Raw genomic sequence first — 14301 nt, 5'->3', positions numbered from 1 at the left:
CAAGACACCGTTCGACTGGCGAACCGCTCATGTTTTCGGGCATGACGATGAGTTCAGGTGCAGATAAACCCAAAATCCATCGGACGAGCAGAAGTCGATTCGTGTATTTGTATCGGAACCGGCTTTACCAGATCGGCGAGTATTCGATATGGTGTGCTACATAATTGATATAGAAGAAAACGCGTCATTCCGATGCGGCGTGTAACGTTCACGATCGAGCATCGCAAACGCACGCTTGTGCGAGTCGGCTGCAGTTGATCGATGCGACCGTGTGACGGTCGATCCACGCACACCGCGCAATCTCGTGTGCGGGATGCGCGATCGCCCCGCCGTCGATATCGGAGACGAAGACGTGATGGAACTTGTGGCGGCCGGCCGCGCTGAACAGACCGCGAAGATGGCGACAAACGAGTCCGGTTTCCTCGAGCAGTTCGCGACGCGCGACGCGCGGCGTCGATCGGCGATTCGCCGCGATGCGGACCGCCGCCGGGCAACACCCAGCGAGCATCCGGCCGCGCGACCAGGAGAATTCGGCCGCCGCGTCGGCAGAGAACGGTGGCGCGTTGTTTCATGGAGTGACCTTGAACGCTGATGGGCGCGTGAAAAAAACCGCCGCCCCTTGGAAAGGGCAGCGAAAACGGAGACATTAATTGAGATGTATTTCGCGCGAAATGCTAGGTGACAGCGTCTTAGCGATCGAGCGAAGTCATTGTGCCGAACGTGAATCGCGCATGGAATCAGTCAGGTACGAACCGACTGTCAACGATTGTGAAATAGAAATCGGGTAGATCAGATTGTTGAGGCGCTTGCCACTAGAGGAAAATTTCTTTGCTGGGTGACTCACAGCTTCGCTGCGACCGTCTTGTTGTCCATGCCGTTGACCAGATCCTGGCTTGTCCCTTTACTTCCGGGCAGCGCGATTAGTATCGCTCGGGCGGTATGCCAATTAACGCTTGCATGCGAAAACGAAGAAGCCAAGTATGGTACCGGCAACGAGCACGGGATATTCCGTGCGTGCGTTCGGCATCAGGAGACTCAGCCATAGAAAGATATTTGGCGAGGTCTGCAGAAAATGCAGGTCGCGTGCGACGGGCAGGGGTATCGACTGTGTGGCAAAACGCCTATGTATTTGGATGTAGAGAACGCTAAGCAATCGCACGAAGACGAGCACCGCAAGCGGTGCCAGAAGCGATACATAAATTTCCCAGTTTCCGGAAAGCAGATCGCTCACAAGCGACGAACTTGCAATGTTTGCTGCCGCAAGAGAAGTAAGTGGTACTGTTGCAAACGGTTCAAGCCAGCCCCAATTGGTGCTGATACTAACGGCCGTGATCGGGCGTGCCCGGCGCCACTGTTGTGCAAGGAGGATCGGCAGTGCCATCGCGACAAGTAGGATCAGGAAGAAGCGTCGCAAGCCATCGATATCGGTCGCGATGTACGGATCGACAAATGATATGTACAGAAGTACCACCGGCGCAACAGCGGAGAGGAGTAGCGTATTCTGAACCGCGTAGAAGTAGTCGCCACCGCGGGCAAGGGAGAAGGTCGGAGTAGATGGCGCCGAAAGCGTGATGAGCAATACAATGCGTCCGTGTATACGATTTTGGGACACGTCGCCAGATCGTCGCCGAGAATGATGTCGGTGGTCGCACGGTCACGCTCAAGTGTAGATATATGAACTTCGTCGAAATATATATTAAGCCTGCGGATATGATCGGCAGCTTGGCACGCCTGTCGTCATTCTAGGGGGTAAGTGGAGAGTTCATGACGCCCGCAAAATAATTTTGCTCGTTAGCAACCGATTCATCGCCATCCACGTGTGCCCGCTCGGGATCGACGATCGTCTTATGCCGGGCCGCCGGGAGGGCGATCTCATCAAGGGCGCCCGAAACGAGTTGTTGATGGCCGTGCTCGTCGAACGTATGAGCCGTGCCGTCTTGCTGGCGCGGATGCTTGATGCCACGACTACATTGACTGGCCGCTTTCACGGCCGGGCTGCAATCGTTCGCCGAATCGCTGCAGCAGGCTCCACGTCGTTCAGGCGATCGCCGCGCAGCGGGCACGACACGGTGCCACGTGAGGTGCCCCAGCCGCGGGCGCCGCATCAATCATCAAATGCCAGCCATCCCTTGCAAACTGACGCCGCTAGAGGTGCCGGCAACCTGTTCATCAACCTTCTTCAGCGACCCGTCGCCTTGAATCGAATAAACGACCACCTTGTCGGCGCCAAGATAGCCCTGATACAGGAACTTGCCGTCAGGGCTGACCCACGAGTCGCCGGCGAGGCTCGTTGCAGCGCCGTTGACGGGGGGTTCCTGCGCGGCTACCGCGTTCAGCAGAATGGCCCGGCCGCTCGCATCGAGTGCAAACGACGACACGGTGCCGTCTCCGTTGCCGACAAAAACGTACCGATTGTCCGGTGTGATCGACAGCCAGCATGCCGCCGCCCGGCCACTTACGACTGGCCCGCCCAGGCCTTGCAGCGAGCTCTGCGTCAACGCATAGGTATTGAATGCGCCGCTCGCATCGGCCGATGCGTAAACATTGCCGAGATTGCCGTGGGCGAACGCGCCGCCGAACGGCACCGGGCTTTGCGATGCGGTCGTCGACGGAACGCCGAGCCGTCCGTCCGCGAGCACACGGAAGCTGACTATGCTATTGAGCTGCGCGCCGGCCGGGCCCGCGAGTGGTACGTTGACGACGACGCTCGATCCGTCTCGGCTCACAGTGACCGATGTCGGGAGCGCATTGGCTTGCACGAGCGTGTACGCGCCGATCTGGGTCAACCGGCCGTCGTTTTCGACGCGATACGCGCGTAGCTGTTGCTCGCCCGTTTGGTGCGTGACGTACAGTACACCGCTACGATATGCGAGGCTCGTCGGAAGCTGACCGCCGGTCGGGCTCACGCGCAGCAGCCTAGGCGCGTGGGTCGCTGGATCAAGCGCGAACACCGACACGCTCGCGTCGCCCGAATTCACGACGAACAGTTGGTTGCGATCCGGCGCGACGATTACGCTATGGTTGCTCGCGAGCGAGTCAGGCGCGACTTCGCCACCCATGAAGTAGCTGACGCCGTTGGTGCCGTGCCCGCCCGTGGGTACGCGGACGCTCTGCGACAGTGTGCCGTTCCGGTTACGCGTGAACATCAACACCGCGTTGTCCGTTTCGTTGGTCTGTGTGAACAGCTTGTCCGCGTTAACACTCTGCAGATCACCGCCGCTGCACGCGGTGAGCGCAATGGCCGTGAGAGCGGCCGCATAGAAATTTCTGAGTTTCAGCATCGAGACATGCTCCGGTTCAACGATGTTCGGCGACGTCGCTATTCGGGAAAGCATGACTATGCTTGCATCCGCAACCGATTCGGAGTCGCTGAATCCGCTCGTCTTGAGCTTCATCGTCCTGTTGATAGAACTGAATAGACGAATGAACAGGGCAGATATGACAGTGCCAGTCAAAATTTCTTGCCAATCGGGATGCGAGGGGGAAGTGAGCTGGCCCCCTCGGAAAATGCCGTGCCGGAATTTCTACATCGTGGCACGGAGAGTGGTCGACAAGTGTCAACCATTTCGTTCAAGTACGAAGTCAAGCTCGACCAGATTCCATAGACGGAAGGTATCGCACCCCGGATCATCCGGTATGGATTCGCCGACATCGCGGAAATTGCGATCCGGCGTTGTGCTTCACGGTTCATTTACATTTACGGAAACAAGTCATGTCTGCAGCCTCATTGGGATTTCCGCCCGCGACGTTGGTGGTGTTTGTTGCACTGGCCTCTGTCGCGTTCATCGTCGATATGCTGTGCCATCGCGGCGACAAGCCGGTTCCACTCGGCAAGGCCGTGTTCTGGTCTGTCGTCTGGATCGCGGTGTCAATGGGCTTCGCTGGCTATCTGTATGTCGAGCATGGCTCGGACGTCGCAAGCCTCTTTGTGACCGGCTACGCGCTCGAAAAAGTCCTAAGCATCGACAATCTCTTCGTGTTCATGGCGATTTTCGCCTGGTTCAGGATTCCGGACGGAATGCGTCACCGGGTGCTGTACTGGGGCATCGTCGGCGCGATCGTTTTCCGTCTTGTCTTCGTCGCGATCGGCACCGGGTTGCTGGCACTCGGCCCGTGGGTGGAAATTGCGTTTGCCGCGATCGTCGCGTGGACGGCCGTGATGATGCTCCGGAGTGGTGGTGACGACGACAAGGAAGAGGACTATTCGACGCACATCGCGTATCGCCTGACACATCGGCTTTTCCCGGTGTGGCCGAAGCTTCGGGGTAGTCGCTTCTTCGTGCGCCGTTCGGACATCGAGCGCGAGCCAGCGGAAGCGGGAGGCGGGGCGCTGAAACTTGCGTCCAAAGGTGCGCTGTTCGCCACGCCGCTGTTTCTGTGCCTTGTCGTGACTGAAGTATCCGATGTCCTGTTCGCGTTCGATTCCGTGCCGGCGGTGATCGCCGTGAGCCGCGAACCTCTCATCGTGTATTCGGCGATGCTGTTCGCGATCCTGGGCCTGCGCACCATGTATTTCGTCCTGGAGGCTTTGAAGCGCTATCTGGTGCATCTGGAGAAGGCAGTCGTGGCGCTGCTGTTCTTCGTGGCGGGCAAGCTGGCGCTGAACGCGACCGATCATATCCTCGGTCACGGCTACGGCATTGCCCCCGGCGCGAGCCTGATCGTCGTGATCACTGTACTGGCGATCGGTATTGCGGCGAGCCTCATCTTCCCGGGGGAACGGACGCTGGCCGAAACAGGTGATCCGGGCGCCCGTGCGTGAGGTCGTTTGACGGGTGGCGAGGTGGGGCCAGTGTCGGCAGCCGTCGGTCGAGTTGAAATTGGCAAGCAGCGAGCAAGTCGAGCAAAACCAAGTTTTCGCGAATCCGGACGGCTCAGACGCAGTGTCTGTATTTTTTGGTTGCCTGAGTATCCGGATTTCTTTTTCGACTTCGTTGACCAACCGGCGATGATCGGTGAAAACGAGCGATTCGGCCTTGATCAAGACTCGTGGTCACTTCCCGAATGACGAGGCGGCGATCAAGCTGCTCTGGCTGGCGCTGCGCAACGCGCTGGTCAAGACCGTGCGGGCCGCTTTGGAATGGAAATCAGTGATGAACCAATTTGCTATCCTGTTCGGTGAGCGATTCACGCAGGCGCACGGATAGCGCGCTGTTTAACCGCCTCGCCCACAAAAATGCGGACAGGTTCGTTCCCGCCGGCGTCGCTACGGCTCCTATCAAGGAGAAATAGGCCCCGCGCCAGATAACCTCATCAATCGTGATTTCCGGGCGGCAGCGCCGAATAAAAAGTGGCTCACCGACATTACGGAATTCCAGATTCCAGCCGGCAAGGTGTATCTATCGCCCGTGATCGACTGCTTCGATGGGCTCGTTGTCAGTTGGTCGATCGGCACGCGTCCGGACGCCGAGCTTGTGAATACCATGCTCGACGCAGCGATCGAGACAGTGGCCGACAGCAAACACCGGCCAATGGTCCACTCCGATCGCGATGCGCACTATCGCTGGCCCGGGTGGCTCTCACGAATGCACGATGCCAAGCTGATTCGCTCGATGTCGCGCAAAGGTTCTCGCGGATTCTTGTGGCGGCATGCTCCATCAGCGTCGGAACCTGCGACTCGAACTCCTCGAGATTGTTCTCGAGTTGGTCTAGCTCCACAACCTGATTCTGCGGTAGCGCAGACTGTCCCGTGATGTGGCGTACAACCATGTGATGTCTCCTATAACGAAACCGAAACTTGCCCACTCGCCTGCTGGCGAATCGGTCATGCAGTTCGTTACTGCTACCGACAAAGGCGTCGCGCTGGCAATTTGATCAGTCCGATTGTCGCGCCGATGTTTCGCGTCAGGGCGATGTGGAGCGCACAGGTGGCTCGCGGTAACGTATGGTGGCACGACCGGAGTAGTCGAGCCGTTTGATGCTGAACCTGCCTCGGTATCATGTTCAGCATGTCGTGAAGCATTCAGCTTGGCGTTGTAGTCGACAGGAGCAAGGCCGTCGATCGACGTATGGAGGCGTTGCCGATTGTAAGCCTTCAGATTCAGTCGACGATATCCAGGCGAGCGAGAGCGCGGGAGAGGTGGCCTCGCTCGTCCGGACAGTTTTCTGAGTTTTTTCAGTTGAGCGTCCGAGGCAATCATGCTGCCGATTTGATCGCAGGCAGCGTCGCAAAGTATGCCCCCCGTTGTCTGATTCGCCAGGCTCGAATCTGTCCGTTTCTGGGGTGCTGTCACGTTGACGTGGCGTTCGCGTAGCACAGCCGTGATGGCGACGAAATCGTCGGCGCGACCGATCCAGACGAAGCGCTCGACTCGCTCGCGGGCATCGAATTGGCGTGATCGTGTCGGACCTCCGAACGCCATCGCTATGCGGGATCGATCTGCTGCAGCGGGTCAAGAGGCTGTATCCGGACTTCGTACGCATCCTGCTGTCCGGCTATGCGGAGGCGCAGTCGATCACTGATACCGTCGACGATGGATCGATCCAAAAGCTCTTGACCAAGCCGTCGAACGTAGCACCGCTGCGAAAACGCATCACCGAGGCCTTCCAGTAATTCGAGCGCGTCGACGTGATAGTTTTGCCGCCGCAAGGCTGGGCCGACACGGGCGCCGCATACATACGCGTTCTCCGGCGAGATTTGACACTGAGGCCCGGCCTAAGCGCGGTCGCGACTGCCCGATCCCGGACTTTCGGCATCGGGCGTCGTGAGTCGTTCGCACTTCGCAGCGAGGCGGCAGCACGCTTGGCAAACGAGGGCGACTGCTCAGCGCGGCCTGAACGTGGGCAAGCCCGCTTCCGATTCCCGTTGCAGCTTGCCGACCTCGTTTCGCAGCTGGTCGAGCTGGATGCGCGTGGCCTGGTTTTCGACTTCGAGCGCCCGCGCTTGCCGTTGGGTCGTCCGCTGGCGTTCCGTCACCTCGGCTTGCTGCTTCCGCGCAACGTCGAGATCGGCACGCAGGCGTCCCGCCTTGTCCTCGGACACAGAGATGACGCGTTCGAGGAAGTGCTTCTGCGCCTCCAACTCGGTGCGTTGGATTTCGATCTCGGACAACTTCGCGGTCTGCTTGACGAAATTGTCGTACACCATTTCCGCGCGCGGGCGTTCCTGCGATTTGACAACGCGCCAGACATTCTTGTCCTGGAAGAGCGCGACATAGTAGGTCATCTCGGTCGGATCGAACAGCATGCTCGCGCCATAGCTGCCGTTGTATGTCGTGCGCATCTCGGTCAGGCGACCGTCTCGCAGCAACTGCGTGAGCTGGGCGACGTCGCCTTGCGCACTGTTCGACGCACCGTCGCGCGCGAGTGTCAGGCTCGTGACTGCTGGTCGACTGCCGGCGACCGGCGCCTCGCCGGACGCCGAATCGGCGGCGAAGGCAGAGCCGGCAACGAATTGAGTGGCAGTCCAAGCGATAAGGATGCCAATCGTGAAAGGTATGCGAGAGCGCACGATTTCTCCGATGTTCAGTAAAACGGGACGCAGTACCCGCAAATGGGGATGCGGTGTGCCGGCTGCGGATCGGCACGCATGATGCGACCGATTGCCCGATAGGCGACAGGAGGCTCCCCGCACGCGTTGTCGAATGGTGCATCGCCTGCGGCGTGCCAAAGGGCTGCGGGAAGCAGGGCCATCCGCGGTTCGTATTGTTTCGTTTTGGACACGAAGGGGAAATCGGATTCGTCCATCTGTTTGGCGTACCGATACGAAATTGTGCTAGGTCCGCTGGTAGCGCATGCCGTCGATGCAAGCTGAACCGCGCGTATTTTGCGCACGATTTGCCAGAGACTTCAACGGAAACCGTGCCGATTCTGCGGCTGGAGTCACGATACGGGCCACATACGATCGCGATGTTCCGGGATGGAACGACAAGGTACAAATTACCGCATCAGCCTTGGGCGCGTGCGGCGACCTCCTGACAGTGAGCCGCCAGTGGCGCAACTGGCGGCGGGCGTCACAACCGGTCGGCATGTTGTCAAATTGGCCCCATACGGTGTCGCACCCATCCGCACAGCCGGTTGGGAATCACAGCGCAGCGTCCCGCCCCCGTTATTGCCCCCGGGCTCGGCTTTACCGGCACCATCGGCGAGCCAGCTATGCTGGTCGGCAATGCTTACGCGACGCCACTCGACATGGCAAGCCATTTCATTAAAACGATTGCGCGCAAGCGGCTGTGTTTCCCGCCCAACCCGCCATTTGCCTGCCGTACCCGGCCGTCAACCGGGCGGACGCAGGGCTGCCAGACGGCGCGTTCGGCTGCTGCTGCTTCAATCGGGGATCAAGATCAACCCCGGACTCTGGGGCGACTTGCGTGGGATCCTGCACAAGGATGCACTACAGTGTGGCATCGACGGCAACCGAATCGTGTTCGGTGAAAAGAGCCCGTTGCGCGAGCATCGCGTCCGAATCCGGCCGGCCGACCTTCGGGCACGCTTACAGGTCAGTGCAGCAATATCGCCGCTGTTCGTTCTGCATGCGCTCTACACGAATCTCGAAATTCTGTATCGCAAGATGACCGCCCACCAGATTTGAAAGCGCGTGTCGCGATGGTGACATCGCCAGCGTAAAAAAATCCCGCCGTGAGGCGGGATAAGGGAGAATGTCCAGGACGAGTGGGGAGCTCTTCCTGGACACCATGTCGGAAAACATGACACGGTAACCGGATTATCACGCGCCGCTTTGATCGATCCAATCAGACGCGTTCGGATCTGATTGATACGGGTACGATGAAAGTGTGGGGCGACGGTGAATCGCCCCCTTTGCCTGACTGTGAAGCCTGAAGACGGCAGGGCGAGCCTCGGAAACCGGTGCGCCTATCTGAGACGGGCGGTGTGCCACGACAGCGAACGGCCCGCGCCACATACAAGTGGTGGATGCGCGGACGCCGTCACGGCGTCTGATCGCGCGGCTGTTGTGCTTTGCTGTACACATTTGGCTTGTCGGACAACGGCGCGGTTTGCCAATGGCTACGGAATCCATACTGGCACGTAGTCACGGGCAGGCGTACTTGCAGAGGAAATCGAGGATCGTTCAGTCGACCCGGTGCGCAGGCGTAAATGGTTGGCGAAGTCGGTATTGCCTTCATGAACGACTCGGTCATTTCATTGCTCCGCAGCGATCGAACAGACGTAGTCAACGCCGCGATGGCAATCACGATCACGCCACGAATGATACCGTCGTTACGACCGCCCAACTAATGGGTTTCCGGTTGCGACAGTCCGGCGCGAACACCACACGCAACGGTCCGCGATCATCACAGCGGAACTCGACGCCGTCCGGACACCAGCGAGCGTTGCTTCGGTCAAGCAAATTCGTACTTGTCAGATTAGATGTGCGCGCGAGTCAGATTGTCTGCGCACGAGAAATGTCTTATCTTGAATTAATCGACCCAGATCGCCACGCTGGCATTCTGGGTTCGATATGGAGTGAAAACATCTTTCTGGATTCATATGGAATTAAACAATATTACCTCCCGTAGTTCGCTCGAATCTCAGAATTACGTCATGACTGAAGCCCGCCAGCCCGTCGAATTCGCATCGATCAATGTGGACTCAACTATAAATGCCCCAACATCTCGGGCAGATAATTCCGATCCAACGCTCGACCAACTGATGAAAATCCAAAGTGAGCGATCGAACCGGAAGGCGCGGGCTGTGCAGGAACCCAAACAACATATCAACGAAAGCTTTCAGGACTATCAGAAACGACGAGCTGAGGCGGGCATCATCAATAATCCGTTCGATAGAACCGAAACACCTTCTAGATCCGGATGGAGTATCGCAGCAGAGGTGCTTCTCAGTATTGTCGGCGGCGCGCCATTTAGGATTGGTGCGGGCGGTTTCAAGCCATCTGTGGCCCGTCCGTCACCACGTCCGCACGCTCCGGCTTCTCCACGCTCGTCGGTATCGTCGATTTCGTCCGAGAGTGCGCCGTTGATCCCGCCCAGTCCCCGCTCTCCGTCTCCCGTTAAACCGCCATCGCTGCCCGTCAAGCCGCAGATTACACCCGATGAAGATGTCGGTTTGCCGATCCGAGAGCCCGATGCAACGATCCCGGAGTCAGTTGTGCTTCCGGAATCGAGCGATGGAGCCAATAGGGCCGACCTGTGGGAGCCTGAGCCGCTAACCCAGCAAGCCTGGGATAACCAGCCGAAAGACGGTCTGAGCAGCGATCTGATACAGACAGTCAACGACATGTTCGAGGATGGTCAAGATGTGCGAATCCATATTTCGAAGAACAATAAAATTACCTATCTGATCAAAGATGTGGATGACCCGAATGAGGAAACCTACATCTCTATCGATTCCAATGAAACGTGGTACCGCCCGGAGATGTATGATTACGAGGCGATTAGTACGTGGCGCACTCCAAGTCTGAATCGAAAATACACACCGAATGAGAATCAGGAATACGCACCAATTGATCAGTTCGACGAGGGTCGTGAGTCGTTAGATGCAGGGCGCACAGAGCGGGCGACCAAAGGAATAAAAGAAGGGGTACTCCTTCCTCCGGTGAAGGTGAATTCTGTTACCGAGGGAGGAAAAACCAGATTTAAAATCGTTGACGGAAATCACAGATTCAGGGCGGCACGAGAGTTGGGGATCACGTCGGTTCCGTATGAAGTTGTGATTTAGCGGCTCCGTTGATTCGCTTGGATTTTCCGGATCAGAACTAGAGCGAATTTTACGGCTTTCGGGTCCAGCCGGACTCGGCGAAAGCACCAGTTGACGGGCAAACTCAGCTGGTGCCAACTCCGTACGAGGCGAAGCCCGACATGGAAGCGTTGAAGATTGTCGTCAAGGGAAAACCCTAGCAGGCTGTTGAAAAGCGCCTCGTTTTGACAACCGGGGCAGTGTTTAAAAGGATTTCGTATGCGATTAGCCGCCGAGTTGCTGACGTATCGTGCCGGATGCCCGGCTGGCGAGCGGGCCGGCCGGCGCGTTGCCACGCAACAGCTGCGCTCGGGCGGCTCATCGCGCCGCTCCTTGCGGCACCGCTGCCAGTATTCGAGCCATTCGAGTCAGGTTGCTCGCCAGCATCGTCAGCTTGAAGTACTGGTCGACTCGTTTGATGCCGCGATACGCGGTCTGTCGAATCCTGCCGACGGTCTTGCCCCAACCGAAGTGCTCTTCGATGCGCTTGCGAATCACTTGGCTGATGCCATAGCCGGCGTGCCGCGAGGTGCGGCCATCGATCGCACTACCGCCTTGATGCGCGTCGTTGCGCGCGACGTGTGGCGTCACTTTGCGCGCTCGGCAGTCCCGCACAAAGTCGCGCATGTCGTAACCCTTGTCGGCGCCGAGCGTCTTGGCATGACGACCCGGCACGCAATCGAGCAGGCTCAACGCACTTGCGCGTTCGGCGAAACCGTCGGCATGGCTGACCACAGCGCCAACCACCAAGCCCGAGCGGTTCTCCATCAGGATGTGCCCCTGATAGCTCCGCTTTGCCGCCCCTTGCGGAACAGGCGCGCGTCCGGATCGGTGCTCGACTCGTGAGTCTCGTTGCTGCGCCGCTTGCCCTTCCAGTCGGTGTCGACATTGCGGCCACCGCCGGCCGGCGGATCGTCCGAACCGTCCTTGGGCCGGAAGCTCTTGTGGCTGGCCCACGCCTGGATCAGCGTGCCATCGACCGAGAAGTGTTCTCTGGACAGCAGCCCTTGCTTGTCGGCCAAGCTCATGACTTCGGTAAAGAACGCTTCGACCACTTCGTGCTCGAGCAGACGATCGCGGTTCTTCGAGAACACCGAGTGGTCCCAGACGGCGTCTTCGATGGCGAGGCCGACGAACCATCGGAACAGCAGGTTGTAGTGCATTTGCTCCATCAGCATGCGCTCGCTGCGCACCGAGTAAAACACTTGCAACAGCAGCGCACGCAGCAGTTTCTCGGGCGCAATCGATGCTCGACCGCTGTCTGCATAGATCGTGCTGAACAGCCCATTGAGTCGCTTCAGCGCTTGATTGACCAGCAGCCGAAGCGGCCTCAATGGGTGATCGGCCGGAACAAAATCTTCCAGCTTTACCGTCGTGAACAGCGATTCTTGCATCTCGTCCATTCCGCGCATCGCTCTCGTCTGCCCAAGATCATGAACACGATATCTCTAACGCACCGCCCTCAGCGCTCGTTTACACCGTATCCAATTTCAACAGCTAGGGCCGTCAACGAGCGTCGTCCGAATAATTTTACATAATTAACATTATCGAATAAATAGGGTCCGAACCCAACATCTCGAAGATTTTGCAGGGCCATCACTGCAGTAGACCAACCCGACTCAGTCTGAATCAGACAAATCGGGGCCCAATTCTGCTTCAATCTGGTCAATGAATGGCAGTCCTGCTTCAAGCGACGCGGGGACGTCCCGAAGGAGCTGGTATTCTGCGACGCCCATCGGATTTGCCATGCCCCGCAGCGCATACTCGGCAACCAAACGGTTCTTTTCCCGGCACAGAAGCAGCCCAATGGTCGGATGATCATCAGGCGACTTCAGTTCCGAGTCGACCGCGGACAGGTAGAAGTTCAGTTGCCCGGCATATTCGGGCCGGAACGGTGTCGCCTTCAGTTCCACCACCACATAACTGCGAAGTTTCAGGTGGTAAAACAGCAGATCGATGAAGAATTCGTCGCCGCCGACTTCGAGCCGATACTGTCGGCCGACAAACGCAAAGCCGGCGCCAAGCTCGAGTAGAAAGCGGGTAATGTGCCGCGTCAGCCCCTGCTCGATATCGCGTTCCTGAGCATCTTCGGACAATCCGAGGAAGTCGAAGATGTACGGATCTTTGAGCGCTTCGCGCGCCAGATCTGATTGATGCGGCGGCAAGCGTGCGTCGAAATTGGTTACGGCCGCACCCGTCCGCGCATGTGCTTGCGTGTCAATTTGCATCGCGAGAACGTTGCGGGACCAGCCGTGCTCAAGCGCCTTGCCAGCGTACCAATCGCGGACCGCCGGGTCCTTTGCTTTGTCGAGCAGGGTACAGAGATGAAACCACGGCAATTGTGCAGCAGGCTGCTGCACAAATTCCGATGATGGCCAAGAGCAGCAACTGTTCCCGAGCTGCCTGACATGTTCCAACGCACAGGGTGGATTCGTGAGCGGAGCGATCAAACGTGCAGCCGCGGCAGCTGCAGTGGTAGGTTCGACAATCAGCGAATCCGCCACTCATGTGTGGAACGACTTCAAGCAAGATCCACTGGGAGGGGTTTTCTGGACGATGCAATCAAACTCCCTGGGGGATGGGACCCTGAAGGGCATGCGTAAAGGCGCGTCGGGTTTTTGAACGTCAGGCTGCGGCCCTGCGCACCCTGTGCGCAGGGCTTTTAGATGCAAGACTCTTCATAAGGTTTCCATGATGAAATGGATCTACTCCAGCGGCGGAAATTTCATTTTCACGGGAATGCCTGTTGCCGAGCGATGGCGAGGCAACGAAGGATCGAGTGTGACGCTCGCTGCCACCGGTGGCAGCGATTACGACCTGGCATGCCGTAGCCTCGTGGGACCGGACGAGTACGTGAATGTGTTGAAAAACGTGCTCGTCAGCGATGTTTTGGTGGTGTGTGGGGCGCAACAGGAGATCGGTTTTTATGAAATTTCCGCTGGTTCGTACTTGTTGGTGAAGATCGAGTTTGGTGGGAGCGAAGAGGAAATCGAGCAGTGCGTGCGTGAAGTGGTGAACGGACGATGGGCGAGCGTCGAGGATCAACCCTTCGAGTTCGACATCAAATCATCGAACATGGTTGTGTTCGACGCGGCGTTTGCCTGGGAAGATGCGGTCGGCATGGACAATACGATCGAGGTCGTGGTCGAGTGCGGGAGGTACGCCGTTTCTTTGATCAAGTACGAGAACGACAATAACCTGCTCTGGGTAGTGCGCTTGAGCAGGGTGTGAGGCTGATTGGTTTTGACGCCCCGGCGCTGCGTCGTAGACCGTAGTTTCGCGTTGCCGGCAAAGTGGACCGGCCAGCCTTTCGTAGACATCTTCGAGCCATAATTTCTGGGGGTTCCGGCGCCCCCCTCTCTGCAAGCCTACCGGCCGTCGCTGTTCGATACCGATTGCGGGCCGACGGGCGCGCACTCGCGCGCGCTGATTTCGGGGTGCGGCTCTGACGCGCCCCGAAATCTTTTGTCGCGCCGTTAGCGGTGCGGCGGCCATCGGCCGACGTAGCGCTTACGGCCTGCCGGAGAACGGCGTGTGCGACACGATGGTGTTGTCCTGGCAAGCGGGCAACGCCCGCGTGAAGCCGCGGCATAGCCGCGGGTCGATTTGAAGGGGTAGATAAGAGCTGTGTTCTGAATAAGAGCCGACACA

General features: G+C 58.3%; 10 protein-coding genes and 6 pseudogenes. 7 read left to right on the top strand and 9 right to left on the bottom strand.

The features are described from left to right. Nucleotides 1-208: 208 nt before the first annotated feature. From ABIC51_RS33960 to ABIC51_RS33940, 5 genes and pseudogenes are all read right to left on the bottom strand, one after another. Complete coding sequence (locus tag ABIC51_RS33960; RefSeq protein WP_354006913.1) at nucleotides 209-508, bottom strand: NUDIX domain-containing protein; 300 nt, start codon at nucleotides 506-508, stop codon at nucleotides 209-211. Further along, nucleotides 504-572, bottom strand: a pseudogene (locus ABIC51_RS33955) (NUDIX hydrolase); the annotation flags it as partial. The gene ABIC51_RS33960 and the pseudogene ABIC51_RS33955, both read right to left, overlap by 5 nt. A 374-nt stretch (nucleotides 573-946) precedes the next feature. Then, nucleotides 947-1579 carry a hypothetical protein gene (locus ABIC51_RS33950; RefSeq protein ID WP_354006886.1) on the bottom strand — a complete coding sequence of 211 codons (633 nt, stop codon included), beginning with the start codon at nucleotides 1577-1579 and terminating at the stop codon, nucleotides 947-949. A gap of 163 nt (nucleotides 1580-1742) precedes the next feature. Then, entirely contained in the window at nucleotides 1743-1988 is a 246-nt protein-coding gene (locus ABIC51_RS40935; RefSeq protein ID WP_481192970.1) for a hypothetical protein, read from the bottom strand. A 123-nt stretch (nucleotides 1989-2111) separates the two neighbouring features. Beyond that, nucleotides 2112-3395, bottom strand: coding sequence for a lactonase family protein (locus tag ABIC51_RS33940; RefSeq protein ID WP_354006885.1), 1284 nt, complete (start codon nucleotides 3393-3395; stop codon nucleotides 2112-2114). A gap of 317 nt (nucleotides 3396-3712) precedes the next feature. On the opposite strand from ABIC51_RS33940, the gene ABIC51_RS33935 reads away from it, so the two are divergent. From ABIC51_RS33935 to ABIC51_RS33920, 4 genes and pseudogenes are all read left to right on the top strand, one after another. Continuing rightward, on the top strand, nucleotides 3713-4762 hold the full coding sequence (locus ABIC51_RS33935) for a TerC/Alx family metal homeostasis membrane protein (RefSeq protein ID WP_354006884.1): 1050 nt from the start codon (nucleotides 3713-3715) through the stop codon (nucleotides 4760-4762). Between the two features lie 214 nt (nucleotides 4763-4976). Continuing rightward, nucleotides 4977-5147, top strand: a pseudogene (locus ABIC51_RS33930) (IS256 family transposase); the annotation flags it as partial. 42 nt (nucleotides 5148-5189) lie between these two features. Next, nucleotides 5190-5567: pseudogene (locus ABIC51_RS33925) on the top strand (DDE-type integrase/transposase/recombinase); the annotation flags it as partial. Between the two features lie 767 nt (nucleotides 5568-6334). Continuing rightward, nucleotides 6335-6553, top strand: a complete 219-nt coding sequence (locus tag ABIC51_RS33920) for a response regulator (RefSeq protein ID WP_354006883.1) — start codon at nucleotides 6335-6337, stop codon at nucleotides 6551-6553. Nucleotides 6554-6763: 210 nt separating this feature from the next. Here the strand turns inward: ABIC51_RS33920 and ABIC51_RS33915 are convergent, their stop codons facing one another. Then, nucleotides 6764-7450, bottom strand: a complete 687-nt coding sequence (locus ABIC51_RS33915; protein WP_481192969.1) for a DUF2968 domain-containing protein — start codon at nucleotides 7448-7450, stop codon at nucleotides 6764-6766. A 657-nt stretch (nucleotides 7451-8107) separates the two neighbouring features. Here ABIC51_RS33915 and ABIC51_RS33910 point away from each other — a divergent pair. Continuing rightward, nucleotides 8108-8530 (top strand): hypothetical protein, encoded by a 423-nt coding sequence (locus tag ABIC51_RS33910; RefSeq protein WP_354006882.1) that lies wholly within the window; start codon nucleotides 8108-8110, stop codon nucleotides 8528-8530. Between the two features lie 645 nt (nucleotides 8531-9175). On the opposite strand, the pseudogene ABIC51_RS40930 reads toward ABIC51_RS33910, so the two are convergent. Continuing rightward, a pseudogene (locus ABIC51_RS40930) lies at nucleotides 9176-9304 on the bottom strand (IS3 family transposase); the annotation flags it as partial. Between the two features lie 119 nt (nucleotides 9305-9423). Here ABIC51_RS40930 and ABIC51_RS33905 point away from each other — a divergent pair. Then, nucleotides 9424-10632, top strand: coding sequence for a ParB/Srx family N-terminal domain-containing protein (locus ABIC51_RS33905; protein ID WP_354006881.1), 1209 nt, complete (start codon nucleotides 9424-9426; stop codon nucleotides 10630-10632). A 336-nt stretch (nucleotides 10633-10968) separates the two neighbouring features. Here ABIC51_RS33905 and ABIC51_RS33900 read toward each other — a convergent pair. Beyond that, nucleotides 10969-12062 (bottom strand): annotated as a pseudogene (locus ABIC51_RS33900) (IS5 family transposase). A gap of 207 nt (nucleotides 12063-12269) precedes the next feature. After that, a pseudogene (locus ABIC51_RS33895) lies at nucleotides 12270-13028 on the bottom strand (PDDEXK nuclease domain-containing protein); the annotation flags it as partial. 316 nt (nucleotides 13029-13344) lie between these two features. Here ABIC51_RS33895 and ABIC51_RS33890 point away from each other — a divergent pair. After that, nucleotides 13345-13881, top strand: a complete 537-nt coding sequence (locus ABIC51_RS33890; protein WP_354006880.1) for an Imm21 family immunity protein — start codon at nucleotides 13345-13347, stop codon at nucleotides 13879-13881. Nucleotides 13882-14301 lie beyond the last annotated feature (420 nt).

It is taken from the genome of Burkholderia sp. 572, assembly GCF_040545135.1.
Taxonomy (GTDB): Bacteria; Pseudomonadota; Gammaproteobacteria; order Burkholderiales; family Burkholderiaceae; genus Burkholderia; species Burkholderia cepacia.
Note: the sequence above shows the minus strand (reverse complement) of the source record. Positions and strands in the feature narration are given on the sequence as shown.